Source organism: Paenibacillus sp. WG02 (assembly GCF_055396115.1).
Genome location: NZ_AP036016.1, coordinates 215,501 through 241,984, shown reverse-complemented (window position 1 = coordinate 241,984; position 26,484 = coordinate 215,501). Strand labels below are relative to the sequence as shown.

Annotated in this window: 24 protein-coding genes and 1 pseudogene; all 25 read right to left on the bottom strand. The window is 46.8% G+C overall.

Annotation, left to right across the window (positions count from 1 at the left end):
* Nucleotides 1–28: 28 nt before the first annotated feature.
* Nucleotides 29–742: a class D sortase gene (locus ACBP55_RS01080; RefSeq protein WP_464649126.1), complete on the bottom strand. Its 714-nt coding sequence runs from the start codon at nucleotides 740–742 to the stop codon at nucleotides 29–31.
* A 217-nt stretch (nucleotides 743–959) separates the two neighbouring features.
* A complete protein-coding gene (gene spoIIE, locus ACBP55_RS01075) occupies nucleotides 960–3,452 on the bottom strand; it encodes a stage II sporulation protein E (protein WP_464649124.1) in 2,493 nt (830 codons plus the stop codon).
* 752 nt (nucleotides 3,453–4,204) lie between these two features.
* Complete coding sequence (locus ACBP55_RS01070; RefSeq protein WP_056833811.1) at nucleotides 4,205–4,801, bottom strand: S1 domain-containing RNA-binding protein; 597 nt, start codon at nucleotides 4,799–4,801, stop codon at nucleotides 4,205–4,207.
* Between the two features lie 108 nt (nucleotides 4,802–4,909).
* Nucleotides 4,910–5,233, bottom strand: coding sequence for an FtsB family cell division protein (locus ACBP55_RS01065; RefSeq protein ID WP_029197779.1), 324 nt, complete (start codon nucleotides 5,231–5,233; stop codon nucleotides 4,910–4,912).
* 15 nt (nucleotides 5,234–5,248) lie between these two features.
* Nucleotides 5,249–5,824, bottom strand: a complete 576-nt coding sequence (gene yabQ / locus ACBP55_RS01060; protein WP_464649121.1) for a spore cortex biosynthesis protein YabQ — start codon at nucleotides 5,822–5,824, stop codon at nucleotides 5,249–5,251.
* Nucleotides 5,821–6,108 (bottom strand): sporulation protein YabP, encoded by a 288-nt coding sequence (gene yabP / locus ACBP55_RS01055; RefSeq protein ID WP_029197777.1) that lies wholly within the window; start codon nucleotides 6,106–6,108, stop codon nucleotides 5,821–5,823. Before yabP ends, yabQ begins: the two co-directional genes overlap by 4 nt.
* Nucleotides 6,109–6,247: 139 nt before the next feature.
* Entirely contained in the window at nucleotides 6,248–6,511 is a 264-nt protein-coding gene (locus tag ACBP55_RS01050) for an RNA-binding S4 domain-containing protein (RefSeq protein WP_029197990.1), read from the bottom strand.
* Nucleotides 6,511–6,783: an HU family DNA-binding protein gene (locus tag ACBP55_RS01045; RefSeq protein ID WP_029197991.1), complete on the bottom strand. Its 273-nt coding sequence runs from the start codon at nucleotides 6,781–6,783 to the stop codon at nucleotides 6,511–6,513. The genes ACBP55_RS01050 and ACBP55_RS01045 overlap by 1 nt, the downstream gene beginning before the upstream one ends.
* A gap of 166 nt (nucleotides 6,784–6,949) precedes the next feature.
* A complete protein-coding gene (gene yabN, locus ACBP55_RS01040) occupies nucleotides 6,950–8,473 on the bottom strand; it encodes a bifunctional methyltransferase/pyrophosphohydrolase YabN (protein ID WP_464649118.1) in 1,524 nt (507 codons plus the stop codon).
* A gap of 461 nt (nucleotides 8,474–8,934) precedes the next feature.
* The gene (locus ACBP55_RS01035; protein ID WP_464649116.1) at nucleotides 8,935–10,848 is read right to left on the bottom strand and encodes a putative polysaccharide biosynthesis protein; all 1,914 of its coding nucleotides are present in this window, start codon (nucleotides 10,846–10,848) and stop codon (nucleotides 8,935–8,937) included.
* Nucleotides 10,849–10,979: 131 nt separating this feature from the next.
* Nucleotides 10,980–11,522, bottom strand: a complete 543-nt coding sequence (gene spoVT, locus ACBP55_RS01030) for a stage V sporulation protein T (RefSeq protein ID WP_029197993.1) — start codon at nucleotides 11,520–11,522, stop codon at nucleotides 10,980–10,982.
* Between the two features lie 243 nt (nucleotides 11,523–11,765).
* A complete protein-coding gene (locus tag ACBP55_RS01025; RefSeq protein WP_464649114.1) occupies nucleotides 11,766–12,824 on the bottom strand; it encodes a peptidylprolyl isomerase in 1,059 nt (352 codons plus the stop codon).
* Between the two features lie 43 nt (nucleotides 12,825–12,867).
* The gene (mfd, locus tag ACBP55_RS01020) at nucleotides 12,868–16,389 is read right to left on the bottom strand and encodes a transcription-repair coupling factor (protein ID WP_464649112.1); all 3,522 of its coding nucleotides are present in this window, start codon (nucleotides 16,387–16,389) and stop codon (nucleotides 12,868–12,870) included.
* Nucleotides 16,390–16,462: 73 nt separating this feature from the next.
* The gene (locus ACBP55_RS01015) at nucleotides 16,463–16,690 is read right to left on the bottom strand and encodes an anti-sigma-F factor Fin family protein (protein WP_029197996.1); all 228 of its coding nucleotides are present in this window, start codon (nucleotides 16,688–16,690) and stop codon (nucleotides 16,463–16,465) included.
* A gap of 131 nt (nucleotides 16,691–16,821) precedes the next feature.
* Nucleotides 16,822–17,382 (bottom strand): aminoacyl-tRNA hydrolase, encoded by a 561-nt coding sequence (gene pth / locus ACBP55_RS01010; protein WP_029197997.1) that lies wholly within the window; start codon nucleotides 17,380–17,382, stop codon nucleotides 16,822–16,824.
* 484 nt (nucleotides 17,383–17,866) lie between these two features.
* Nucleotides 17,867–18,514, bottom strand: coding sequence for a 50S ribosomal protein L25 (locus ACBP55_RS01005; protein ID WP_464649110.1), 648 nt, complete (start codon nucleotides 18,512–18,514; stop codon nucleotides 17,867–17,869).
* A gap of 153 nt (nucleotides 18,515–18,667) precedes the next feature.
* Nucleotides 18,668–20,071, bottom strand: coding sequence for a bifunctional UDP-N-acetylglucosamine diphosphorylase/glucosamine-1-phosphate N-acetyltransferase GlmU (glmU, locus tag ACBP55_RS01000; protein ID WP_464649109.1), 1,404 nt, complete (start codon nucleotides 20,069–20,071; stop codon nucleotides 18,668–18,670).
* Between the two features lie 130 nt (nucleotides 20,072–20,201).
* Nucleotides 20,202–20,486: a septation regulator SpoVG gene (spoVG, locus tag ACBP55_RS00995; protein ID WP_028557369.1), complete on the bottom strand. Its 285-nt coding sequence runs from the start codon at nucleotides 20,484–20,486 to the stop codon at nucleotides 20,202–20,204.
* Nucleotides 20,487–20,604: 118 nt separating this feature from the next.
* Nucleotides 20,605–20,988 (bottom strand): RidA family protein, encoded by a 384-nt coding sequence (locus ACBP55_RS00990; protein ID WP_464649107.1) that lies wholly within the window; start codon nucleotides 20,986–20,988, stop codon nucleotides 20,605–20,607.
* Nucleotides 20,989–20,991: 3 nt separating this feature from the next.
* Nucleotides 20,992–21,828, bottom strand: a complete 837-nt coding sequence (gene purR / locus ACBP55_RS00985; RefSeq protein ID WP_029198001.1) for a pur operon repressor — start codon at nucleotides 21,826–21,828, stop codon at nucleotides 20,992–20,994.
* Between the two features lie 199 nt (nucleotides 21,829–22,027).
* Nucleotides 22,028–22,882 (bottom strand): 4-(cytidine 5'-diphospho)-2-C-methyl-D-erythritol kinase, encoded by an 855-nt coding sequence (gene ispE / locus ACBP55_RS00980; RefSeq protein WP_029198002.1) that lies wholly within the window; start codon nucleotides 22,880–22,882, stop codon nucleotides 22,028–22,030.
* Nucleotides 22,883–23,344: 462 nt separating this feature from the next.
* Nucleotides 23,345–23,515: pseudogene (locus ACBP55_RS00975) on the bottom strand (small, acid-soluble spore protein, alpha/beta type); the annotation flags it as partial.
* 105 nt (nucleotides 23,516–23,620) lie between these two features.
* Entirely contained in the window at nucleotides 23,621–23,896 is a 276-nt protein-coding gene (veg, locus tag ACBP55_RS00970) for a biofilm formation stimulator Veg (protein ID WP_028557365.1), read from the bottom strand.
* A gap of 294 nt (nucleotides 23,897–24,190) precedes the next feature.
* Entirely contained in the window at nucleotides 24,191–25,063 is an 873-nt protein-coding gene (gene yabG / locus ACBP55_RS00965) for a sporulation peptidase YabG (protein ID WP_464649103.1), read from the bottom strand.
* A gap of 55 nt (nucleotides 25,064–25,118) precedes the next feature.
* Nucleotides 25,119–26,027: a 16S rRNA (adenine(1518)-N(6)/adenine(1519)-N(6))-dimethyltransferase RsmA gene (gene rsmA / locus ACBP55_RS00960; protein WP_464649102.1), complete on the bottom strand. Its 909-nt coding sequence runs from the start codon at nucleotides 26,025–26,027 to the stop codon at nucleotides 25,119–25,121.
* Nucleotides 26,028–26,484 lie beyond the last annotated feature (457 nt).

The window sequence follows — 26,484 nt, the reverse complement described above, 5'->3', positions numbered from 1 at the left end:
TCTCTCTGGATAGACAAAATATTACATTTTATTCCTTAGACTGCACCAGGATTCCCTTAATGGCAATACGATGAGTCGGATTTTCCATAGGATGACAAGTTATTAGCGTAATCTCCCGATCTTTGCCGTTACCCTTCAGCACCCAGACATCCTCTGGGAGGACATACTGTTTGTCCACTACCTTGTAGATATACGTTTTGCTCCCTGTATTCACTTCTATGAAATCCCCTTCAGTAACTTCATCTAATCTATTAAAATTTTTCCCGTAGGTCAGGTTTCGATGACCCGCAATGGCATAGTTACCAACAGCTCCTACTTTGCCTGTTTTGGCAATACTAGCAACGGAAATCTTCAAATTATTCACGGTTGCATCTGTCAAAATAGGGAGCTTTAAATTAATTTTATCGATTGTGAGGACACCCTCTATATTCTTCTGCGGCAAAGTAACAGGCTTCGGTGTCATTTCTGCGGCTAAGGGGCCTGGCTGACTGCTTGGTTGACTGCTCGGCGAGCTGCTTGCTGGCAGAGCTTCCACTTCCGGACTGGAAGAAGGCGCGACCAACCCCGCATTCGTTTCCTCCTCGATGTCAGAGGCTGTCTGATCCATATTCTGCAGATTTTCCTGCCATTGTTTCAAAATTTTGCTCTGCTGATAGCTCTCATAACGATCGTTTAGCGTTGGATAAAGAAAAATGATAATCCCAAGAACGATAAATAACAGTGATAGCTTTTTTCTAATCACAAATGGCACCGCCTTCTCTTGGATCTCACGCAATAATGATACTCCGAGGAAAATTAGATTTGGCATGATTTGTAAACAAACCTATAAATAAGTTAAGCATGCTTCTAATTCTGTGCGCAACCTATTTGGGTATTAATTTACTTGTTTAATCTTAAGGGAATAGCAGCAAATAAAAAGCCATAACAGCAAATGAGCTGTTATGGCTTCTATTCCTCCATTAACTAACCGTCTTCGGACGCTCCATTCGCGTAATGCCTGGCCAGCGGAATGTGGCCCATTCAGGCTGCCTCTTCTCAACCCGAGCAACAACAACGGTCATATCATCTTGAATTTCACCATGATGGTGGCGGAAAATCCTTTCTAATAAACAGTCCGCAAAATCCTGCGGCATCGTCGTATCGATCTCCTGAATCATCCGCTTCATCCACATCTCTTTGTTTACCGCATGTCCCGGTGCATCGTAGATGCCATCTGTCATCATGACGAGGATATCACCGGATTGGAGCGGAATCGAGACCAGATCAACGTCAATCTCGCTCAAGATACCGACCGGCAAATTATTAGCCGATATCGAGATCACTTCCGTCCCGCGCTTAATGAAGCTAGGCGTAGAGCCAATCTTCATGAACGTTGTGTTTGCGTTGTACATGTCGATCAAAGCCATATCTACGGTCGCGTACATCTCATCCGAAGAGCGCAGCATCAACACCGAGTTCAGCGACTTGATCGCCAGCTTCTCGTCCATGCCCGACTGCAGCAGCTGCTGCAGGATGCTCAGAGCCGTCTGGCTCTCCGCACGCGCGCGCTCGCCGTTGCCCATGCCGTCGCTAAGCGCCACGGCATACTTGCCATTGCCTAGCTCCACCGTGGAGAAGCTGTCGCCCGAGAAGAGGTCGCCCCCCTTGGCTGCGCCGGCGACCCCGGTTTCAACCTCGTATTCCTTGGCGGAGCCGAATACGACCGTGCTGTAACCCTCGCCGCGCGCATGCATCTCTTCACGCATGACGGCGACGTTCTCGCCGATGATTTCGCTCAAGAGCGGCGCAATGATTTTCCGGCATTCATCGAAGCCCTTCGTGTATTGATGAATGATTTCAATCTCGATATTTCCTTCATCTAAGGAAATGATGTCGATGGTATGGATGGATAAGCCCAGCTCCTCTAGGGCATTACGAATTTGCTCTTCTTGAAGGAACAGCTCCTGTCCTTCCCGTTTAATCTCCTTGGCCAAGTCCTCCATCACTTGGGACACGCCCGATAGCTGATCAGCCACGAGATGCCGGCTATCCATAATCTGCTTTTTCCAATGCAAATCATTCTTGTACAAGCCATATTGCTGCTTCATCACATCCAACACTTGATCTGTGCGAATGCATACCTTCCTCCATTCCGGTGGAATATTCTTCTTCGTCATACTCTCCTTCATCTCAATTTGGGTCATCATATCGGTCATATACGTATAGGTTTGATAAAATTTTTGATCCCAGCACTGGCTCTTTTTCCAGCAGGAATCACAAGCCTTCTGCGCAACCGCATTCATGAAATGTCCAACTTCCTCCTCCTTGCGGCTCACCGCATCATCCGTCGTCAATTGCTTAAAGCTCCGCGCCAGCTGGCGGAACACTTCGGAGAACTGTTCCACACGTCCGGCTGTAACATCGCGAACCCGCTTCGCATAGTCCTGTTGGGATTTCAGATTTTCCTGCGTGCCAGGTACATATTTAGCAAGTGTCAGAATTAAGCTCCGAGGTGTCAACAGGAAGAGTGCAACAGCTGCAAGCGACTCCCAGGTGGAGTTGATCACGTCAGCCCCTGACCCCATATAGAAAGCAAGTATCGATGACCCCAACAGCATTCCGAAAGCAACAGCCAATCGATTACCATCTTTGAGAAGCCCTGCTAGCATCCCCGAGAAAGCCAGTAAACTCATTTGATAAACCGCATTGCTATTCGCAAGACTTAAGATTAATCCTGTGATGACACCTACCGAAGCTCCGAAAGGCGCTCCCCCCACCAGCGCAAATAATAGAATCAAATAACGGGACAGCACATGTTCAACGGTAATTGGACCTACAACCCAGCTCACCGTTCCTGTCATTACAGAAGCTAACAAGATAATCAGACAAATAATTTCCTCATGTTTCAAATGGTAGTTCTTACGGGTAAGCGTAAATACAGGTATAGCTTGAATAAAAATTAGCGTCAGCACTAGACTTAGCAGTGCCTCAACGGAGACCATCATAAGTGTATACCAGCTTAGGTTCGAGACTACCAGCTCCGCAAAGAGCTGAACCAACAAGGTAGAGCTGAATACTAGCAGTGGCGCTAACGAAAGGTCGGAGCGTTCAAATTTCTCTAATGCCTTTTGGATGAGCAAGAACACGATGATTTCCGTAACCAGATAACCTGTATTCGAACTTAGTGAAAGTAAGCTTCCAGCAAATGCGGCAATCCCTACCCAGTGTAAAATATCTCTTCTTGTAAAATAAATCACAGCAATGAACGCTAGAGCAAATGGAGATAGCTGTTCCAAAATCATCGCACGTCCAAGCAAGAAAGCCATCACGATGAGCAGTAAAGACCACTTCTTAGCTACAAAGGCTTGTACGAATCGATTCTCCACGGCTGCGCTAAGTGCGCCTGCTTTCGCTTTCTGCCATAATCCCGACCAACCGCCACCAATCACTGCGCTTAAGCTTCTTCTCTGCATGTTTTCGAACACCATCCATTTCTTTCCTTATTTGTTTCTCTAGTATAGAGACAATCTAGCAGAAAGTTTGTCAGAATGAGTTGATAGATTCAAAGAAATTTCCGACAAGCCGCGTTCGCTTTGTCACCATGCCTCAGCCCTTGCCTAGTCTCGCTTTACCCTATCGAAAACGTTTCCAAAAGTCTGATTGCCTCGAACTTTCGCCCTGCATATGGGGGAGATACCCGTAATTCCATGTCGATTGTTCTTTGCGTTATTTTAACTATTTGACGATTGGATAAAAAAACAGGCTTGCGCTGTCCTTGGTCGAGAGCCTAATTTTTAAGGCGCGGGCGCCAGATGAATGAATCCCCCTTATCAATGGAATGATGTTGTAAAAAGTACAACAATTGCTGCCTAGATCCTGGCTTTCTCCCATTGTTGTTGCACAATGTACAACAATTAGGCCAAATATTGGCGATTTCGCAACAAATGGGTTAGAAATGTTGTAGGAACTACAACTTCAAGCTGCAAAATAGCCTTTTGGAGTTAAAATTGTTGTAGAAAATGCAACATTGGTAAGCCACTCTTCCCTCACGAAGCTGTTGAACAACTCAGAATTTGGTTAGGCATATCAGTTGCAAGAAGATATTGTCCCTTACTGAACGATGAGGCATGAAAACTAACCATCCCAATTAGGGAGAAGCTCACTTACCCGCAAATGTAAAAAAAACCACACTCGCCTAAGCGAATGTGGTTCGTTACTGCATCTATTAGTCTCTTCTTCCGCCTCGGCCACCGCGTTTGGACTCGGTGTTCTTTTTCAAAGACGAAATCCGCTCTTCACTATCTTTAAGGAACCGAGATACTTTATCTTCGAACGAAAACGGTCTAGCTCCGCCTTGCTGCTTGTTAAAGCCGCCGCGACCGCCACCACCGCCGCCTCGATTGAAGCCACCGCCGCCACCTGGACGACCGCCACCACCACCGGGACCACCGCTTGGAGGACCACTACGTTCTCCGCCGCTACTTGGACGACCACCTTGGTAGCCTCCTGGACGATCTCCACTTGGACGTCCTTGATAGCTGCTGCCACCTGTACGTTCAGGACGAGCTGGTCTTTCCTCAACTGGTTTGTCAACCGTCTGCTTGATCGACAATCCGATCTTGCCATCCTTGTCCACGTTAATCACTTTGACCAATACTTTGTCATCCAGCTTTAAATGGTCATTAACGTCTTTCACATAATTGTCCGCGATCTCCGAAATGTGAACAAGACCGGTAACTCCTTCAGCAAGCTCGACGAATGCTCCAAAGTGAGTAATCCCCGTCACTCTACCCTCTAACTTGGTGCCAACTTCAATTGCCATAAAGTAAAATGTTCCTCCCTTAAAATGTTGAAAACACTGGCTACGCCGATTATAACCGATGCAGAAACCACGGTCAACACGGCAACAGCCTCTTCTTCTTGTTGATTTTTATTGCGACTTTGAGACACTCAATGGCGTCTCTCCGGTTTTACTATAATGAAAATCTCGACGAATAATTTGATCCAAATACTCGTCATTATGAAGTCGAGCGACTTCTTTCGTTGTTTGCTCTTTGAGTTTTTTGGCCTCAACCAGCTGTTGCTCCATATTCGCTACGACACTACTCTTCTCTTGCAGCTTAGCGAACTGCCCCCAAATGTTCACAGCAGCCCAGCTCATAAAACATAGGACAAAAATCATTAGAAAACGCAGTCTTCGTTTCGAGCCTATACTGTTGCTGCGCTTGGTTGGAACGGTTGCTTTAGCTTGCATGAATAGGAATGCCTCCTACTTTGAGAATAACCTGCGAATGATCAATAAGATATTACCCTTGAGTTTCTTCAACCAAACAGGGATAACAAAATATTTATGCACAGGCCGAGTCATCCAAAGGAGTAATCTCCACACAGGATAAAGCAATTGTAGCACAATTCTATAAAGGAATATAGCTACAGCTAGTAAAAAGCCTAAAATTATCACAGTTAGACGATATAAGCCAATAATCGGTTTAATGATGACCAATTCGACAGTTTTTGCAATGAAACGGTAAATAGCAATCGTAATTCGAATGAGAAGCAGCGTTAGACGAATGACCCAAGTGCTGAGGAAGGCGAAATAAAAACAAATGCCGATACCCATCCCCAGAAAAATAAATACACGAACTTGTCCTTCATTACTGTAAATGAGCAGACGGAACACGAGGATTGTCGCCACAATCCAATAAACCATATCAACGAACGGAATCGTCCATCGCGGCAGTCTCAGCTTGCCAGAAAGCACACGAAACACATCAAAGATCGCACCTATGGCGATTCCGCTCAGGAACATCATGAAGATCGTATGGAACTGGACGCCTAAGGTCACTTAAACAATTTACCAAGGAAACCCTTGGATTTCTCCTGGGTATTTCCATCCACATAAGCTAGTTCGTGAATGATTCCTTCTATGGCGACCAATCCTTGTTCCAAACTTAAGTTCTTGATGTGCAAATTCTGCCCTTTAATCATCAAGTAGCCCATTTCCGTTTCAAGGAGGAACTCTTCACTGTCAAAGCTCTCTACGTTCAAAACTCCGGAGATCTCCAAGAGCTTGCGATTCAGCATTTTAATTTCTTGCCGCTTATTCGTGTTTTTCACGGGTTCAATCATGGCCTGTACCCCTCCTTCATCTATCACTACGATATGGGAGGATGTCCTTTTTTAGAACCATGCATTAGCCGTCATTCAAATATAAAAACAGCCCAAGACCCCTATTCAGGAATCTCAGGCTGTTTCACAACTTGCAGCGTTATTCGGATTGAAAAGCTTCTTCCTTCAGCAGGGTGTACATCTGAGCAGCGTCTTCTTTGCGGGTCGACTCCGAAAGAACCTCCACTCGAATCGTCACCTTTTTCTGACCGAATTGAATAGAGAGCTCATCTCCGACTTTCACGTGTGTACTCGCCTTCGCATCTCTACCGTTGATCCAGACGCGCCCTTGATCAGACACATCCTTCGCAACGGTGCGACGTTTGATGAGACGAGATACTTTGAGAAACTTATCGATACGCATTATTTTACAGCGTCTTTAAGCTTGTTGCCCGCTTTGAAAGCAGGAACATTGGATTCCGCGATCACGATTGGGTTTCCTGTTTGTGGGTTACGGCCTGTACGACCCGAACGTTTGCGAGTTTCGAATGTTCCGAAACCGATTAATTGAACTTTATCTCCGGATGAAAGAGCGTCCGTTACTTCACCAAGGAATCCGTTAAGTACAACTTCAACGTCTTTCTTAGTAAGTCCGCTTTTTTCTGCAATGTTGTTGATCAAATCTGTTTTGTTCATGTGGTTTCTTTACCTCCCAAAAATGTTTGAAGATCTAGTCTTCTACTATGTACCCATTTTGCAAAGCTGAGAGACTTCGAACTATGTTCAATATCTCTATACTATATTTCCATATTCAACCTTACACCAAATTTAGTATTCTGCTTTTTTCGGCAAAATCCTTCTATTACGATTTGAGTTTTGCAACTTTTTTTGCTTCTTGCCATAAATTTTCCATCTCTGATAAATCAGTTTGTTCAAAAGAAAGCCCTTTTAAACGTAGTTGATCTTCGATATACGAAAATCTTTGAACGAATTTGCGGTTCGTTTGCGCAATCGCCTCTTCCGGATCAACCTTCAAGAATCTAGCAACATTAACGATAGAGAAAAGGACGTCGCCCAGCTCCTCAAGCCGATCTTGTGCCCCCGTATCGGACGGTTTGACGATGGCTTCACGCAGCTCAGTTAACTCTTCTTCCACTTTATTCAGGACATCTTCCAGCTCTGACCAGTCAAATCCAACTGTCGCTGCCTTTTTCTGAAGCTTCATCGCCTTCATAAGGCCTGGCAGCTCGCGTGGCACACCGTCAAGTACGGATTGCTTCGTGACATCAATGCCCTTCTTACGCTTCTCCTCCGCCTTCATGGCATTCCAGTTCACAAGAGCTTCGTCTGCATCCTCAGCCTTGTTCTCACCGAATACATGGGGGTGACGGCGGATGAGTTTCTCATTCAATGTGGCGATGACATCATAAACGGTGAACGTGCCAATTTCCTCTTCCATCTGCGCATGCAGCATCACTTGCAAAAGCAGATCGCCAAGCTCCTCACACATATGCTCCGGGTCGTCCTCATCAATTGTTTCAAGAACCTCGTACGCTTCTTCGATGAGATTTTTGCGCAGGCTAGCATGCGTCTGCTCACGATCCCAGGGGCAGCCTTCTGGGCTGCGCAGGATTTGAACAATTTCATGCAATCGGCCAAAAGTGCGGTAATACAGCTCATCTTGCTCGCTGCGAGGCACCCAAACGAGAGACAGATTGCCGTAACCTTTGACATGATCCAACTCATGTAGAGGCACTTCGATAATTTGCTCCTCGCCCGTTACACCTAAGGAATGACCGACCACGACACGATAATCATCAGGGTAAGCCTCCATAAGGCTGATCTTAAGATCCGATGCCGTAAGGGTATCATACACTTGTCCAATAACAGTATGAAGCTGCGGATTTAGAGTATAACGGCTCAGGCTGGTCGCGTCAAGCAATTGAAAGCCATCAATCGGGTCAAAACCAAATCGTAGAAACGCTTGATCTAGAAAGCTCTCCCCGCCGATGACTTGGAGCGTGATACCCTCGGATGGACAACGTTGTTTCAGAAGCTGTACTGTGTATTCCGCCACCATCGGATGGCCTGGTACTGCATAAATAACTTCGGAGGATTGCGTCTTGGCGGATTGAATAAGCGCCTCTGCAATCGATTCGTACACTTGTTCGAAGGTTTGGTGAGCTAGGTAATTCTCGTCGAACGTTTGGTAAGGAATCTGATTCGTATCCAGCATCTGAACCATCGGATGATCTTTCGTTCGCAGGAAAAGCACGGCTTGCTCCTTGGAGGCCAGCTGCAGCTTTTTCCAGACACCTAGGGTAAGCTGATCTTCATCCCCCGTTCCGAGTCCGAGGACGGTTATTTGCGGGTTCGTTATTGACATGTAGGAAACACCTCCTGATTATTGGTTAACTGCTATGTGTAATCATGGGATATATGGATTAGTCAAAAGTTTCTATACTAGTCGGCACCAGTCTAGAGTGGTAGCTGTAGATTGTGGAGGTAATCTGGCTCAAAAGCAAACTCAAGAACTACCACATCTGTTCCCCATCAACCGACGGTTGCTGCAGATAACGCAGGTAACCTGAGCTCAAAAGCGCAATCCAGAGCTGCCACACCTGTTCCCCATCAACAGACGTTTGCTGCAGAAAGTGCAGGTAATCTTAGCTCAGAACCACTATCCAGCAAGTTTTGCTGCAAAATGTGCAGCTAATTTAAAGGAAATCAGCCGATTCGGCATTTTGAATGACATTTAACTGTAGGAAATGCAGCAAATTAGTGAAAACAACGAAGTAACGCTGATTTAACTGTAGTTTTTGCAGCTTATTAACCAAAAAGGAGCGATCAGCCGTCGTCGCGGGGGGCGACGGCTGCCTTCGCCGGCCATAGCTTCGCCAGGACCGGCGCCAGCTTCCGGTCCAGCTCCGGCATCAGCCGCAGCTCCTCGCGGCTGATGCTGCCGCTGCGCAGCAGCGCAAGCGCGTAGACGGCTGCGCCGCCGACTACGCCTACAAAGGCGATTGCGCTAGCGCTCAATCGCTCAGGCACGTGCCATGCCGCCGCAGCAGGCATGGCCAGCAGCTGCAGCGCTGCGAGGCAGCCGCCCATCAGCCCCACGCCAAGCGCGGGACTGACGGCGTATGGCCGCAGCGCGAAGCGCGCCCCGGTGCAGCGGCGCAGCTGCACCAGATTCAGCCCCGCCGCAGCGGCATAGGCGATCACCGCGCTCAGCGCGGCGCCGTCGATGCCCCAGCGGGGCATCAACACCACGTTGCCGAGTGCTTTCAGCACGATGGCAACGAGCAAAGCCTTCACCGGCGTGCGGATCGCGCCGGCGCCCTGGAGAACGCTGGCCGAGACAGCGTTCAGCGTACTAAACAAGGCCGTGAAGGCAAGCACGGCCATCGTCCAGCTGGCCTCATTACTTTTGTATAACATCACGTTAATCGGCACGGCAGCAAAGGCAAGTCCGAACGAGGCTCCGAGCCCGATGAGCCAGGAGAGCCTTATCGCCATCTCAGCCCGAGAGCGGATGAGTTCGTCCTGCCTTCTTGCCTTGGCTTCAGCAAGAGCAGGAACTAGCACCGCGGACATCGAGGAAGCGATCATGACTACGAGCTGAACGAGTGGAAGCCCTCGGTTATAAAGCCCGAACTGCCGCATGGCTTCCCCCTCACTCCCTTGCGCGGCCTCGAGAAGACGCGGCATGGTAAACGTGTCGACAAGCGTGAGCAGTGGAACCACAATAGCACCCAAGCAAACAGGAATCGCATAAGCCGTAATGCGTTTCGCCCACTCCCAGGAGGAAAGTTCCTTGGGCTGCATCACGCCTTCCTTTCGCTTCCCATCACTCGCCCCCTGGCTGTTCCACTCCTCAGAATACAGCCCACCCTCTTTACGCATTCCCTCATCTGGTCCCTGCCAATTCCGTTCTTTCCACAGCAGCCCGTCACCCTCACTCATGACATCTTGCCTCTGTCCCTCTGTTTCCCCAGACTGTCTCCATTCCACTTCATTCACTCCATGCAATCGGTCCCTGTCCCTTTCCTTATCCCGTTCCTGCCTCATCGCCTTCCGCCAATAAACATACATCACGATCAACCCAGCTGCAGCACCTGTCACAGAGCCAAACGTAGCCCCTGCTGCAATCCACTCCTCGTCATAAGCCAATGCCACCATATAGAGCAGCAGCGCGACCATGGTGATCACTCTTATAAGCTGCTCAATCACTTGTGAAACAGCAGTCGGCACCATATTTTGGTACCCTTGAAAATAACCGCGCAGGACAGCAAGCATCGGGGATAACAGCAGTGCGAAGGATACGCTTCGGATCGCCCTTTCAGTCTGGCTTATGCCAATCCAACTGGCTATCTCACCAGCTCCGAAGTACAACAAAACAAACACAACAAAACCGGTGCCCATTAATATCCCTGTGGAGACATGGACAATTCGTCTAGCCCCTTGATGATCACCATCCATAGCTCGTTCGGCTACAAACTTGGAAACAGCTACCGGAAATCCGGCAGTAGCCGCAAACAAAATCAGAATATAGAGCGGATAAACCGCATTATAAATACCAAAAGCCGTATCACCGGCAACATTTTGCAGCGGAATCTTCTGCAGTGTTCCCAATAGTTTAGAGAGAATCGCGGCAGCCCCAAGTAGAGCAGCACCTTTTAACAGCTTGGCACCCTGTTTACCGACATTCCTCTGGAGCTCCTCTTTATGACCTTGATGCCCCTTGTCGGCGTCCCCCATCCTACTTCTCCTCTACCCTGACTTCACGTATATAGACATATTATAACGAAATCCGTCATGGCAGACAAAAAAAGCTTCACTTACAGATGCGGGGCATCTCGGTAAGGAAGCCTTTATGTCTTATTTTTCTTTCATTGCTCCATCTGCTTTGCCAAAAATCCAGCCGCGGTCTCCACCATCTTAACTTCCATATTCCCCATTTTCACACTCTCATCTTTGGAGAGCAAAATGACACATCCAATAGGGTCACCGCCGGCTACGATCGGAGCAGCCACGAAAGAAGAAAACGTTTCATTGGTATCCTTAATAAGCTCAAATTGACCACTGCCGCTTTCCAGAATCGCTTTGCGATTTTCCATACAGGATTCAACGATCGATCCAACCGACTTTTCAAAATAGTCTTTCTTGGACCCCCCAGCCATCGCAATAATGTTATCTCGATCTGAGATTAGGGCCACATGATTCGTGCTTTCAAATAACGATTCCGCATATTCCTTGGCAAAATCACCAAGTTCACCGATAGGTGAATATTTCTTAAGAATCACTTCACCATCTCGATCCACGAAAATTTCCAAAGGGTCACCTTCGCGAATGCGTAGTGTGCGTCGTATTTCCTTGGGAATCACAACTCTCCCTAAATCATCTATCCGACGGACAATTCCAGTTGCTTTCATACCTCTAGATGCCTCACTTTCCGCTCAGTAATTAGATACGACAGGAGCATGAAATCTTGTATGCTAGATCGGGATTTGGTGGGAACTCGAATTCTATCCATAGTATTCTTCACTTCCCATTCTTCTATGCAGACGCTTTTCTACGGAATTTACTTTATTTAGCTTTGCATCCTGCTGCGATTATCATGTCCAAAAATAACAAATAAAAACAGGATGCCCGTTATCGGACATCCTGGTAAGTTCTTACTTTGCAGCTGGACTAGCCGCCGGGCTTGCTGCTGGGCTTGCAGCAGGACTTGCTGCTGGAGCTGGGCTCGCTTCCGGTTTCGGCAGATTGTTGGTTTGAATCAAGTTCGGATATTCTTTCTCTGCAAATTCAGACAGGGATTTCTCCGCAAGCTGAGATTTGATTTGTGTTTTGAGCGTATCATCCAGTGGTTTCGTGCTTCTGGACTCCACTTTCATCACGTGGTAACCAAAAGAGGATTCAACAGGATCACTGATTGTGTTCAAAGGAAGCGTACTAGCTGCTTGTTTGAATTCAGGCACCCATTGATTGATGTCTGCATCTTTATACGTACCGCCAGCATCTTTGGAGCCTGGATCGTCGGAATATTCTTTCGCAAGCGCTGCGAAGTCGCCGCCTTTATCCAGTTTCCCTTTCACTTCTTTGGCTCTTGCCAAAGCTTCATCTTTGGTACGCAAATCTTTTTGTGTGGCTGCATCCTTCAAGGAAATCAGAATGTGGCTAACTGTTGCAATATCAAAAGCATGAGTAGCTGCTTGTTCTTTGTAGGAATCTTGTACAGCTTGGTCGGTTATTTTACTCTCCATGCTGCCCATCGTGTAGAAGCTCATTTTCATTAAGGACTCGATATCTTTAAGCTCGATACCATTGTCTTTTAACTGCTTGTCCATTCCGCCTTCTTGCTTACCGAAGTAATCCGTGATGGCTTTCATTTGTTCTGTCACTTGTTTGTCTGCATCAGCTTTCACTTTATCATCCGCTTTAGCGGACAGCACACGGAAAGTTACCATTTGCTTCAACATATCTTGTTGAAAAGCCGGGTCTGTCATGAATTGCGCCAGCTGCGGTGAGAACATTTTGTTCACACTGATGAAAGAGTTAAACTCGCCGCGTGTGATTTTACCGCCCTCTTTATAAGTAGCAATCACGTCACTCGGATTACCGGCAGTTGCTGCAGTAGCAGAAGGTGAAGTTGAAGGTGAAGCCGTTGCTGCACCTTCCTTTTTACTTCCACATGCGCTTAAGACTGAAAATGCAAGGAGCAATGCTACCATGCTTAAAATCCATTTTCTCGAAAAACGTCGTTGTGTACTAGTATCATTTGGCAACATCCTGTAATTCCCCTTTCGTTTTCAGAACATCCTTATATTGTACCAGAAACTTCTCCACCAATTCGATGGAAGCTTCTGGCTTCATGCCTTTACATCGAATAACGATATGAAACTGCGGGTCCGCGTTCAACTTGATTCGACCATCGAAGCCTTTGGACAATGCAATAAGCTTCTGTCCTTCCAGCCTGCCATTCTGGTCAATATGCACCTTGATTAGGTAATCATCCCCTTTTTGGCTGATCGTTTCAATCCGGTACTCCGAACCGTATGCTTTCAAACGAGCCACTGTCAGTAAGTTGAATACGGCCTGCGGCAGATCGCCGAAACGATCTACCAGTTCATCATGCAGATCCGCGGCTTCTTCCAACGTCCGAATGGCGGCCACTTTTTTGTAAATTTCGATTTTTTGCATGCTGTCGTAGATGTAGTCGGATGGTAAATACGCATCCAATTGTATATCGATGGAAGTATTCCATTCCGGCTCTGGAATGAGTGCTTCCCCATCTATTTCTAGTTTCAGCTTTGCAATTTCTTCCGCTAGCATTTGGGAGTACAAATCAAATCCGACAGATGCAATGAAACCATGCTGCTCAGCGCCAAGCAAGTTTCCAGCGCCGCGAATAGATAAATCCCTCATCGCAATTTTAAAGCCTGATCCAAGTTCTGTAAACTCTTTAATCGCTTGGAGGCGTTTCTCCGCCACTTCCGTAAGCACTTTATCCCGCTGATACGTGAAGTAAGCATAAGCTACGCGATTAGATCGTCCTACTCGTCCACGCAGCTGATACAGCTGGGACAGCCCCATTTTATCCGCATCGTGAACAATCAGTGTATTAACATTTGGAATATCGACACCCGTCTCGATAATACTCGTACTTACTAGCACATCGTATTCGCCATCGAGGAAATCAAGGATCGTCTTCTCCAGCTCCTGCTCGCCCATTTGTCCATGTGCCACAGTAACGCGGGCATCCGGAATCATCATGGAAATCTGATCAGCAATCTGAGTAATACCTTGTACACGGTTATATAAATAATACACTTGACCTTCACGGGCTAATTCCCGCTCAATCGCCTCTCGAACCAGCGTTGGCCCGTATTCGACCACATAGGTCTGAACAGGGAAACGATTTTCCGGCGGAGTCTCAATAACCGATAAATCACGAACACCTAGCATCGACATGTGTAAGGTTCTCGGAATTGGTGTTGCCGTCAGTGTGAGCACGTCCACATTCGTCTTGAGCCGTTTCAGCTTCTCTTTGTGGGACACGCCAAACCGCTGCTCCTCATCGACGATTAGCAAACCAAGATCTTTGAACTGCACGTCCTGCGACAATAGCCGGTGAGTACCAATAACGACGTCAACCGTCCCTTTCTTAACACCTTTCATAACTTCGGTCTGCTCCTTCTTGGAGCGGAAACGACTTAATACTTTGACATTAAAAGGATAGCCTGAGAACCGTTCACGGAACGTTTCATAATGCTGCTGAGCCAAAATCGTTGTCGGCACCAAAACAGCCACCTGTTTGCCGTCAATCGCTGCCTTGAAGGCCGCGCGAACCGCAACTTCCGTCTTCCCATAGCCTACATCGCCGCAAAGCAAACGGTCCATCGGACGCGCTTTCTCCATGTCTCCCTTAATTTCTTCGATTGCGCGAAGCTGATCCCGCGTTTCATCGTAAGGGAACATCGCTTCGAATTCGTTCTGGTATGAGCTGTCTTTACTAAATCCGTAGCCGGTTGCAGCTTGGCGTTCTGCATAGAGCTTGATCAGCTCATCGGCAATATCCTTAACGGATGCCCGCGCCTTGCTCTTCACTCTAGCCCAGTCAGCGCCTCCGAGCTTATAAACCTTCGGCTCCTTCTCTTCGGAACCTACATATTTCTGGATCAAATCAATCTGGTCAATCGGTACAGACAGCTTATCACCGCCAGCATACATGATGTGGAGGTAATCCTTATGAATACCGCCTACTTCCAAAGTGCCGATCCCAACATACTTCCCGATCCCATGATTCACGTGAACAACATAGTCGCCAACCTTAAGCTCTTGATAGCTTTTGATACGCTCAGCGTTCTCCAGCTTCTTCTCGACCTTACGTGCTTTACGCTGTTTCTGTGTAAAGATCTCGCCTTCCGTAATGACAACCAAATGGATCGAAGGCATTTCAAACCCTGTCTGCAAATTCCCATCTACAATTTCGGGGATGTCAATTTGATAGTCCTGCAGCACCCGCCGAACACGCTCAGCACGGTCCTCCCCGTTTGCCAGCAAAATCACATTGCTTCCATTTTTCTTCCAGCGTTCCATCTCCGCTTTGAGGAGATTCATCTGTCCATGGAAGTTTTGCATGACACGGCAAACGAAGTTTACGATGTTTTGCGGTTGAATCCCTGCCACTTGACGCAAAAATAGCGATACATATAAGGTCGGGAAAGGCCTGCGATGCAGCAAAGTTTCATACGATTTGGACAGCACAAAAGCCGGCAAGCTCTTCCCCTCTGTCAGCGCATGCATCATCCACTCTGCCTCGTCGCGTTCCAGCTGTTTGGCTGTCTCCAGCAATCGGGCCGGTTCGTCGATGATCAGCACAGTATCCTTAGGCATGTAGTCCATGAGGGTCTGTCTTTCCGTATATAAAAGCGAAATATATTTATAAATACCAGGAAACGTCTGCCCTTCACGAAGCAGTTCAATATCATGTCCAATGCCTTCGAGCAGCTTGTCTTTGGCTGATCGGTCCGTCATTTTCTCCAGCTGCGCTTGAAGCAGCTCATAGGCATGCTGCGCCGCCGATTGTAACCGCTTTCTATCCGCTTGAATCTCGCGGCAAGGGGGAATCGTTATCGAGTTTAATTTATCAATTGAACGTTGGTCACTTACATCAAAAGTACGAATAGAATCAACATCGACATCGAACAGTTCAATCCGAATGGCATTCTCCGACGTTAGTGGAAATAAATCCAGAATTCCGCCGCGTACGCTCATTTCACCTTTGGTCTCAACCCGCTCCACACGTTCGTAACCTAGACTGGATAAAGTACCTAGGAGCTCATCCAATTGAACGGCATCCCCTACGTTGACCGTAACGCGGGATTCCTCGAATACTTGCTTGAGCGGAAGCAGTCGGCGCACACCGGCAAAAGGCGCAATTACAACCCCGCGGAAACCGCCAGCTAGCTTAGTGAGAACGTCAATACGCTGCGCTAGCATCTCCGGGCTGGAAGCCGCTTCTTCTGTTGTCAGAAGCTCTTGAGATGGGTAGAGCAGCACTTTATCAGGTGATAGACATTCTAGTAAATCCTCCGCTATTTTCTGAGCGGCGAACATATTATGAGTAACAATGAACAGCGGGCGCTCTAACTCGCGCGCGAGAGTGGCAATCATTATCTGCCTGGAGGAACCGGTAAGTCCGGCAACGAGCTGCTCTTTCATTTCGGACCTGAGGCCTGTCACGATCGTTTGAAAGTCGCTATCCGTAGAAAAAGCTTGAATTAAAGCTTGCAAACAAGTACACTCCCCTCACAAAAAGAAGCCTCGGCACACTTGCCTCGGCTATTGACTCTTTATCTTCATCAATTTACTGCAACGGACTTGCCAGCAGGGACAGTTCTGGGTTTGCATCTAATGCCTCGCGACAGTAGTCGCAAACGACCCTTACCGTAACATCTCCATTCGTGTTATACGATATTATATCTCTACGCTCATCGGGGGTCAAGAAATGGAAGCCTAACTGCTGCTCCGTGATCGAATTTTGATTAATTTCCCCAACAAAGGTATGACAATGTCTGCAAATATACTTAATCATATATGTATGCCTCCTTCGACTATTCGATTACATCCTAGTATGGCCATTCTTCGGAGAAATTAGCCGAATGTGCCATTGTCATTTTCGAATAGTCGACTTGCATACAATGAATCTGAAGCGGAGAGCTTTACTTATTTATTGAACTTCGCCATCGTCTTTTCGAATGACTCACTTAGACTGAACAGCATGGCTTCGCAGGTGAGGTCCAGTACCTCATCTATCGACTTCATCTCGTCTTTGGAAAAGTTTGATAAGACATAATCGGCAATATTATAGCCGGGTGCAGGCCTGTTCACACCTACTCGAATGCGATTGAAGCTTTGTGTCCCAGCGTGTTGAATAATGGATTTAATCCCGTTGTGACCGCCAGGGCTTCCCTGATAACGGAGTCTAATTTGACCGAAGGATGTATCCATATCATCATAAACAATCGTAACGTCTTCCAGTTTCGCTTTATAAAAGTCCAAGAACGCTCGCATGGATTCGCCCGAAAGATTCATGTAAGTCATCGGTTTAAGTAAATATACCTTCGTACCATTTACCATACCTTCGCCTAGAAGCCCCTTACTTTTATTTTGAAAAGAAGTAATACCCCATTTGGCAGCAAAACGGTCAATGGCCATGAAACCAACATTATGTCGATTCATCTCATATTGTTTTCCCGGATTACCCAGTCCAATAAAACATTTCATCTTCTTCTAAATCCTCCTAAAGTTAAACTAAAAAATCCTTTGCGGATCCATCATCTAGAGGTTATTGTTTACCTATACAAGCATTAACGACTCCGTCGTCCTTATGGGACGAGCGCGTTTGTCAAGGTAGATGCGGAGCAAAAGTATAAAACTTATACTTTCTTATCTACTGAAAAATGAACCATCAAATTTAAAGCTGTGGGTGAATCAGTCCTATGTATCTAAATGGTCAACAGCTTTCAACCGATCTTCATTTTCAAGATCATGCTGAATCCTGTATTCCCGTCCAAGTATACTATCAAAATGTACATAAGGATATAGGCTTCATTGAAATCTACACTCTGTATTTTATCAAAGTAAATAATACATTCTACAACCGGAATACGCATGTATTTCTTTCACGACCCGGATATTAAGCGCTTACAAATCAGCAAAAAAGGATACCCTTCACATATCGGTGAGGGTTCCTTGTCGTTTATTCGGACTATACCGGCTGTCCTTCAGTCGCAGCCTCGTTCGAGACTTCCGCTTGTCCAACCTTCTCTTCATTATTGGCTGGCTCTTCTACAGGAGCCTCTTTCTGAGGTGCAAGTACCGTGAGAACCAAATCATTAGAGTCAGATTTCACTTCAATCCCCGCAGGGACGGAGAGTTGGTTTACTAGTATGTTGTCTCCGAGTCCGACATTCGAAATGTCTACCTTGATCGAGCTTGGTATCTGATTGGGCAAACACCGTATCTCCAGCTCATGCATCTGAATCTGCACAATACCGCCTTCTTTAGCCCCTTCAGCCTCACCAATAAATTCCAAGGTAACGACCGTTTTAACAGGCTCATCCATATTAATTTGATGAAAATCGATATGAAGCAGCCGCTCTCGCTTTAGTTGGTCCCGCTGGATTTCGTTGATCATCACCGGCTGCTTGCCGCTTCCGTCTGGCATGTCCAAATCAATAATCGCATGCGGATTTTGGCGGAGCAGTGACATCAGTTCCTTCTGGTCAACTGTAATGACCGTAGAGGCAACCTTCTGGCCATACACAACTGCCGGAACTCTGCCCTTAGCACGTAGTTGTTTAATGTCTGATTTCGTTGTTTCTTTGCGGGATTCCGCTTTTAATGAAAATGCCATAAGAAAAAGAACCTCCTAAGGGTTTTGCTCAGCACCTTGCTTGGATAAGCAGTGCCAAGTGGGTAACAGCTAGTTCATAGCCTACCCAACCTCAAGAAGTTCCATCCAATTTCATCCTCACAAAGTGAGATTTACCGTTCCTAGATCGTGAATTTACACTTTGTTCTGTTTATTTTCCTTCTTCGCTTTTGCTCGTGCTCTAATTTTATCAGCATAGCCGGGCTTGTTGGATTGTCTCTCACGGGCAATCGCTAGATCGCCATCATCTACAGAATGTGTAATTGTAGAGCCTGCAACAACATAAGCGCCCTTGCCAATTTTCACAGGGGCAATCAAATTCACATTACTGCCCACAAAGGCATCATCATCAATTTCCGTTAAACTCTTATTGAATCCGTCATAGTTCACGGTAATGGCGCCGCAGCCGATGTTTACATTCGTACCAACAACTGCATCCCCTACATAGCTCAAGTGAGAAACTTTCGATCCCTCACCTAGTGTCGCGTTCTTAATCTCAACAAAGTCACCAATTTTCACTTGCTTCCCAATATTAGCACCAGGCCTCAAATAAGCAAACGGCCCAACACTAGCCTCATTATCCACATAGGCTTCCTGAAGGACGGATTGTTTAATCGTAACCTCATCCCTAATCGTCGAGTCGATAATTTCCGTTTGCGGTCCAATTGTACATTGTTCCCCAATAACCGTACGCCCCCGCAAAATAGTACCCGGCAGCAGCACCGTATCCATGCCGATGGTAACATCTTTTTCAATATACGTATTAGATGGATCTACAATCGTAACCCCGTTCAACATGTGCTCACGGTTAATACGCGCTTTGAACAACCGCTCGGCTTCAGCAAGTGCCACACGATCGTTCACACCGATCGACTCTTCGCTGTCCTCCATGCAGTAGCCTTGAACTATTTCTCCTCCGCCTGTCATAATCCCAATGACATCAGTCAAATAGTATTCGTTTTGCGTATTATTGTTCGTAACCGACGCTAAAGCCTTGAATAGTTTCCGATTATCGAAAATATAAGTACCTGTGTTGATCTCCTGAACAGCTGCTTCCTCACTACTGCAGTCCTTCTGCTCAACAATCCTTGCTACTCGGCCATTTTCTCCGCGAATAATACGTCCATAACCATGCGGCTCATCGAGTTTTGCTGTCAGAATTGTCGCAGACGCTCCAGACAGCTCATGCAGCTCAATGGTGCTCATCAAGGTGGCTTCCGATATCAACGGTGTATCGCCGCAAATAACAACCGTCATCCCTTCCTCTTCGCCAAGAGCTTCCTTCGCTTGAAGAACAGCATGACCCGTTCCCAACTGTTGCTCCTGTAAAGCGTACTCCACTCGATCTCCCAGATGTCCCTTCACGGCTTCCGCCCCGAATCCAACAATGACTAGTGTTTTTGTTACTTCTATATGCTGAAGCGTGTCCACAACGTGTTCCACCATTGGCTTACCTACAACCGGATGAAGCACCTTGTACAGCTTCGATTTCATGCGTTTCCCTTGTCCTGCGGCCAGTACAATCCCCATGAGTTTCAACTATCATCCAACCCCTTTGATATAAATAGTCACACATTACTATATGTATAATCGATGAGTTCTCCACCAAATATAGCATCAATACCACCTAAAAGAAAAGAGAGCCCGAAGGCTCTCTTAATAATCTGAATTATGCGCCTTCTTCTATTACCTCTTCTTCTACAGCCGCGCGATCGTATTCAGCCAATACGGCCGCTTGAATTTTCTCGCGAGTTGTGGAAGAAATCGGATGAGCGATATCACGGAATTCACCATCCGGTGTTCGTTTACTTGGCATAGCCACGAACATCCCATTATTACCGTCGATGACACGTATGTCGTGAACGACGAACTCGTTATCAATGGTAATGGAAGCAATCGCCTTCATCCTCCCCTCGGAGTTGACCCGGCGGAGTCTTACATCTGTAATTTGCACTTGTGTTCACCACCTTTTTCCATCTCTGAGACTTGGGTGTAATATTCCACATCGTCGTGCAAATTCCTTCTTCTTTTTTTGAAATTTTCGATAATTTTATACAATCTTAATGTTACTGTTAAATTTCGACAGAAATCACAGCAATTAACTCAATTTCGACAAAAACATCACGGGGTAATCTGGCCACTTCGACAGTGGATCTAGCCGGTTTATGGTCTCCGAAGTAGGTTCCATAAATATCATTCAGCTCTGCAAACTGATTCATATCCTTCAAAAAGACAGTCGCTTTCACAACTTGATCAAATGATGAACCTGCTGCTTCAAGCACACCCTTCAAATTGGCAAACACTTGATGGGCTTGTTCCTTGATTCCACCCTGTACAATCTGACCATCCAAGCCAAGTGGAATTTGTCCGGAAGTAAAGAGAAGGTTACCTAGCTTTACCGCTTGCGAGTAAGGTCCGATAGCAGCAGGTGCTGCTGTTGTTGAAATAAGTTCCATCGTTTACGAATCTCCTTTTTTACTGTCAAAATAGTTGCCTGGTTCTACCGTGATTTGTTTGGTCTTGGAATCTACACCGTATAAACGAGCAAGCGATACGTAATGATCGACCAAATGCTCTTCAACCTCACAAGACTCCATGAATACACCAACACCCTGAACCGAGGCTTTGAATTCCGCTAACAAATCCATCATACCGTGAATGGTACCGCCAACATGCATGAAATCATCAATGATAAGCACCTTTGACTCTTCTTTCAGAGCACGCCTTGCGAGTGACATCGTCTGGATCCGCTTGTTGGAACCTGAAACATAGTTGATGCTAACCGCTGATCCTTCCGTCACTCGACTGTCCCTGCGGACAATCACAACGGGAAGATTCATATAAGTTGCCGTCGCATACGCGAGCGGAATACCTTTCGTCTCTACCGTCATAATCACATCAATATCACGACCAGCGAAAGCGGATGCAAATGTCTTGCCAATTTCATTCAAATATTGGGGCTGCCCCATAATATCTGACATATACAAATAACCGCCTGGAAGAATCCGTTCTGGCTGCTGCAGTTGTAAACAAAGGTTCTGAATAAATTTCAGAGATACTTCCTTAGGCACCTTTGGTGAAAACTTCACACCTCCGGCAGCACCCGCAAGCGTATTCAGCTCGCCTAGTCCTTCTTCTTCAAATACTTCCTTGATGATCGCTAAATCTTCACTTATGGAAGATTTAGCAGAGTTGTAACGCTCGGCAAAAGTCGTTAAAGGGATTAACGAATGGGGGCGGAATAACAAATATTGCGTCATTTCCACCAGCCTAGCGCTCCTTTTCAACTTTTTCATCGCACTACCCCCAAAAATCCGAATATTATATTGAAAATATACCATTTTTATACGTATTTATTCAAGCTTCTCATGAAAATTATATTAACATAAACTTAACATCAATATAACACATCAAATGGATATGGGTGGAGTCAAAGTCCAACCCTCTATGCAATGAAAAAGAGCCCTTCGCGGGCCCTGCTACGTCCTACTTCATCTACGTCAACATCCTCACAGCGTAAACATCCTTACAAAATCCACGCAACCCGTTATAAATCCGGGGCACCTTCGCTTCCTTGGACACGAGACCGAATACCGTCGGCCCGCTGCCCGACATCAACACACCATCCGCACCAAGCCTCTGCATGCATTCTTTGAGATGTCTCACCTCGGGATAAAGGTCCAGCGTCACTTCCTCAAGCACATTACCAAGGCTTCCGCAAAGCAGATCGAATCGCTTCTCCCGAATCGCGCCCAGCACACCCTCCGTCGAAGGGTGATTCTTAATCTCCCGAGCATTCAGTTTTCCGTAAATCTCCGATGTGGACACATTAATAGGCGGCTTCGCGAGTACGACCCAACACTGAGGCGGCGAGACGATCGGTTCCAGCTTCTCTCCGCGTCCTCTAGCGACCGCCGTCCCTCCCGTCACACAGAAAGGTACATCCGAGCCAAGCTCCGCTCCAAGTACTTGCAGCTCTTCCATAGGGATGTTTAAGTTCCAAAGCCGATTCAAACCTCTAAGCGTCGCTGCCGCATCACTGCTGCCTCCTGCTAGACCCGCTGCCACGGGGATCTGCTTGTCCAAATGGATGTAGACGCCCTGTTTGACGTCGTATCGATCCTTAATAAGGCGTGCCGCCTGAAAGGCTAAGTTCTTCTCATCCAGCGGAATATACCCCGCCTGACTGGAAATGATGATGGTGTCCCGCGAAAGCTCCTGCATTTCGATCCGATCTGCTAGATCAACCATCGTCATGACCATCTCAACTTCATGGTAACCGTCCGATCTTTTATGTAAAACATCAAGGGATAAATTGATTTTAGCCGGTGCTTTTTCAAAAATCTTCATCAGATCACCTTCTTTTGCTCGTTTGCCGTTAAAATATTATAACAAAAGCGCAAAAAAAAAGCTAAAGCATTCGCTTTAGCTGTAGTAGGGACGCTGTTCCGCTTGCGTTGCCTGCTGCGATCCCGCAATTAAATGATTTGAAACTGCCGTATTAGGTTACATTGGATTAGAAGTTCTATAAGTATTTACATTGGTTGAGTTCTGCAGGTAGGCAGCTGGTGTATAGGTAGATTGCGTTTGCTGCGTTCCACTGTATTGGTTCTGATTAAAGCTCGATTGAGGCTGCGAATACGGTTGTGGGGAAGGAACAGATGGATAGGTGGACTGATGATAATTCAATGGAGTGTAGCCAGACGGATTGGAAGCAGGTTGACTATAGTTGGCTTGGTTGTAATTCGGCTGACTATATGTTGATTGCGTGGTTGAATGCATCTGATTAACGGAAGAAGCTGCAGGGTTATACTGTTTCACCAGCTGTTCCTGAGCGATTTGGATCGCCCGCTTCACCATGTTCCCTGCATCCTTTGTTCGGATGCCCTCCCAGCCCTCACGCTGCACCACATCATAAAACCCTAGATCTTTGGCTAATTCATATTTAAAGCTTTCAGACATGATCCCTCTTCTGCGACTCATACTTGGAACCTCCTTAGAGTTTTGCTATAGTATGCCCAACCAGGTAAGGTCCATACAAATGCAAAAACAGACCCTCTGGGTCTGCTCATATAGGAATGCATTAAGCTAATGTTGGATGTAGGTGATACGAACCTGTCCATCGTCATTACACACGGTAACTTCAACGGATTCGGTAAGGATATCGGCGTAGCTGTACGACACTCGTTTGAAAGCGTGGGATTCTTGATCTAATTTCACAATAAACACAGAAGGGTAGGTTTCTTCTAAAACACCAGAACGCTCGACAGTCTTTCGACGGCCACCATTCGCTCTTAACATGATCTTCTGCCCAACGTGGGGCTCCAAACTGCGTTTGATCTCCAACAGCGCATTTTTTGCCATTGTCAACTACCACCTCTTTCCTAGTTTATTATAACCGATTCAGACAGGCATGTCAAACGAGGTCAAATATTATATCAGCACCACATTCCTGTTGTCAACGGCATTTTCGCTTAATTTTCGAAATCCCCCTCTTACAGGTTGTCTCCAAAGTTCGCAAATTATTCACACTTTTCCACTAAAAAAAGAACACTTACCCCATCCTCCTCCTCCAAGGAGTCGAATGACAGGTAAGTGCTCTACTGCATACCGTATGTTTTGTCGGTTCATGTCGCATTAGATGTCCAAAAAGAACATTTAAACATGATCTTCCGTATGCTGAATCCCCGGAACCCCCATGCGATAGCTCCCTCTCGTCTCTACCCCGCCTAAACCATCCAATCCTGTCACCGTCAATTCAACGATATCCAGCATAGATATGGTATCCTTCACGGAAGTATACGACAGCTTAGCGGCGATACAAAGCGGATCTAAGGCGTGAATGAGGATACGCGCAGGAGAACTCGCAAAATTAGCTCCAGCCCTCAGCAAGGCCTCAAAATGGGACTGACAAGCACCAGCTATAATAATCATGGAGTCCCGGTTGCGCTCATACTGCCTAGCGATCTGCACGGCATTCACAAAGTTTTGTGAATTCTTATAGCTGGAAAGGCTGCTTGGACCTCCACTTTTACGATGCTTAAGTATTCCGTCATGACCGGTAACAACTACAATGTCTGGCCTAATTTGAGGAAGCAGCCTGTGAAGAGCTTCCGCCATTTGTGCTTCTGGAACATAAAATCCCTCGGCTGGCACTCGCAATTCCCCATAGATCTGCATACTTTTACGCAAGTAAGTTGGATCACCGTCTAGGTGAAGCACTTTGCCAGGCACTTCGAAGTAGCTTTTATCGATATTTTGCTTATGGTTTATTGAGAGTTGGTTCTTCTCCTGCAGCTGCATCTGGGATACCGCCAGACGCCGGAGCGACTCCCGAAACTCGGGTGAACTCGATCGCGGATGATCCATGACATCTGCCGGATTTGAAATGGTCAAATCAACTAGAGGCGCATCCGCGAGCAGCCTATAATCCACACCACGCAGGATAGCTCTCAGCTGCTCTATGCGCTCAATCTTAAACATGACGTCGCCGCCATAGGATTTACGGGTAACATAGTCTCCTTGCCTCATCGCACAAATCCCCTCCTAGGGGTATCCTATGGCGAGACTGGGCATTTGGTGCGGGTTATTTGCAGCCGTGCGCGCGAAGAGCCGACGACAAGCGCGCGAATTCTTCCATACTGAGCGTTTCGCCGCGACGCGAAGGCTCTATGTTAATGCCGAGCAGCAGCGCTTCCAGCTCAGGCTTGTTTTCTTTCGTGAAGAACCTAGCAGCTAGGTTATTGTAAAGGGTTTTGCGCCGCTGGACGAAGGACGCCTGGACGACGGCGAAGAAGAAGTCCACATCCGCCACCTCGACCGGCGGGGTTTGGCGCACACGCAGCCGAATCACGGCGGAGTCGACGTTCGGCTGCGGCACGAAGACGGTGCGCGGCACGATCGTGACAAGCTCCGGCTCGCAGTGGAACTGCACGGCAATGCTGAGGCTGCCGTAATCTTTGGTGCCCGGGCGAGCCGCCATGCGGTCGGCCACCTCTTTTTGGATCATCACGACGATATTCTCCAAGGGAAGCTTCTCTTCAAGAAGCTTCATGATGATCGGCGTCGTGATGTAGTAGGGCAGGTTGGCGACGACACTGACGCCGTCCATGCCCTCGAAGTGCTGCCGGAACAATTCCGGCAGGTCGGTCTTCAAGATGTCCCCATGGACAACGGTAGCATGGGGATAGGGCTCCAGCGTCTCGTCCAGGATGGGCAGCAGACGCTGATCGATCTCGACGGCCAAGACGCGTCCAGCGAGCTTGGCCAGCTGCTGTGTGAGCGCCCCAATGCCGGGGCCGATCTCAAGCGCAGCCTTGTTCGGCCCGAGCTCTGCGGCCATGACAATCTTGCTTAGGATATTTTGGTCAATTAGGAAGTTTTGACCTAAGCTCTTCTTAAGCACCAGACCATTTCTCTTGATAATTTGTTTCGTTTTACTTGGCGTAGCCACGTCATCGGCTGTTACAATCACTTCATTGTTGGGTACATTCATGATATAGACCTCATTATCTATAGGTTCTGGATTTCACATTCTTCATTGTCACTCAAAATCATTCAAAGTCATTCAAAATCAATTAAAATCAATTAAAATCATTCAAAAGAGTTTTGAAACTCTGCGCCAAATCTCATGCAATTATTTTCTAAGTGGCATCTTACTGAAATTCGGTATGCATAGTCTTGTAAGCTCATGAGAGTGCTGTATGAAATTCAGTTGAAGATGTTGGAGAAAGTGCAACAATTGCTGTTTAAATCCCGTCAATATTCTAGAATGTTGCATTTGGTACAACAATTGATACCTCATCCAGAGCTTTTTTCCACAAATAGGCAAGAAGTGTTGTACAAACGAGACCGTCGATTTATTCATCCAATTTTGTTCTACTTAATGGTGTCATACATCGGGATCAAGTCATATATGCCCGCTTAAGGTTGCTGGATGAATGAATCCCTCA

What these genes read in the sequence shown, in the direction of transcription:
- spoIIE (WP_464649124.1), bottom strand. Translation starts at nt 3,452, where the DNA reads ATGCAGAGAAGAAGCTTAAGCGCAGTGATTGGTGGCGGTTGGTCGGGA.
- ACBP55_RS01070 (WP_056833811.1), bottom strand. Translation starts at nt 4,801, where the DNA reads ATGGCAATTGAAGTTGGCACCAAGTTAGAGGGTAGAGTGACGGGGATT.
- ACBP55_RS01065 (WP_029197779.1), bottom strand. Translation starts at nt 5,233, where the DNA reads ATGCAAGCTAAAGCAACCGTTCCAACCAAGCGCAGCAACAGTATAGGC.
- yabP (WP_029197777.1), bottom strand. Translation starts at nt 6,108, where the DNA reads ATGATTGAACCCGTGAAAAACACGAATAAGCGGCAAGAAATTAAAATG.
- ACBP55_RS01050 (WP_029197990.1), bottom strand. Translation starts at nt 6,511, where the DNA reads ATGCGTATCGATAAGTTTCTCAAAGTATCTCGTCTCATCAAACGTCGC.
- ACBP55_RS01045 (WP_029197991.1), bottom strand. Translation starts at nt 6,783, where the DNA reads ATGAACAAAACAGATTTGATCAACAACATTGCAGAAAAAAGCGGACTT.
- yabN (WP_464649118.1), bottom strand. Translation starts at nt 8,473, where the DNA reads ATGTCAATAACGAACCCGCAAATAACCGTCCTCGGACTCGGAACGGGG.
- ACBP55_RS01035 (WP_464649116.1), bottom strand. Translation starts at nt 10,848, where the DNA reads ATGGGGGACGCCGACAAGGGGCATCAAGGTCATAAAGAGGAGCTCCAG.
- spoVT (WP_029197993.1), bottom strand. Translation starts at nt 11,522, where the DNA reads ATGAAAGCAACTGGAATTGTCCGTCGGATAGATGATTTAGGGAGAGTT.
- ACBP55_RS01025 (WP_464649114.1), bottom strand. Translation starts at nt 12,824, where the DNA reads ATGGTAGCATTGCTCCTTGCATTTTCAGTCTTAAGCGCATGTGGAAGT.
- ACBP55_RS01015 (WP_029197996.1), bottom strand. Translation starts at nt 16,690, where the DNA reads ATGATTAAGTATATTTGCAGACATTGTCATACCTTTGTTGGGGAAATT.
- pth (WP_029197997.1), bottom strand. Translation starts at nt 17,382, where the DNA reads ATGAAATGTTTTATTGGACTGGGTAATCCGGGAAAACAATATGAGATG.
- ACBP55_RS01005 (WP_464649110.1), bottom strand. Translation starts at nt 18,514, where the DNA reads ATGGCATTTTCATTAAAAGCGGAATCCCGCAAAGAAACAACGAAATCA.
- ACBP55_RS00990 (WP_464649107.1), bottom strand. Translation starts at nt 20,988, where the DNA reads ATGGAACTTATTTCAACAACAGCAGCACCTGCTGCTATCGGACCTTAC.
- purR (WP_029198001.1), bottom strand. Translation starts at nt 21,828, where the DNA reads ATGAAAAAGTTGAAAAGGAGCGCTAGGCTGGTGGAAATGACGCAATAT.
- ispE (WP_029198002.1), bottom strand. Translation starts at nt 22,882, where the DNA reads ATGAAGATTTTTGAAAAAGCACCGGCTAAAATCAATTTATCCCTTGAT.
- veg (WP_028557365.1), bottom strand. Translation starts at nt 23,896, where the DNA reads ATGGCAAAAAATGCGCTGTTGGAGATCAAACGCAGTTTGGAGCCCCAC.
- yabG (WP_464649103.1), bottom strand. Translation starts at nt 25,063, where the DNA reads ATGAGGCAAGGAGACTATGTTACCCGTAAATCCTATGGCGGCGACGTC.
- rsmA (WP_464649102.1), bottom strand. Translation starts at nt 26,027, where the DNA reads ATGAATGTACCCAACAATGAAGTGATTGTAACAGCCGATGACGTGGCT.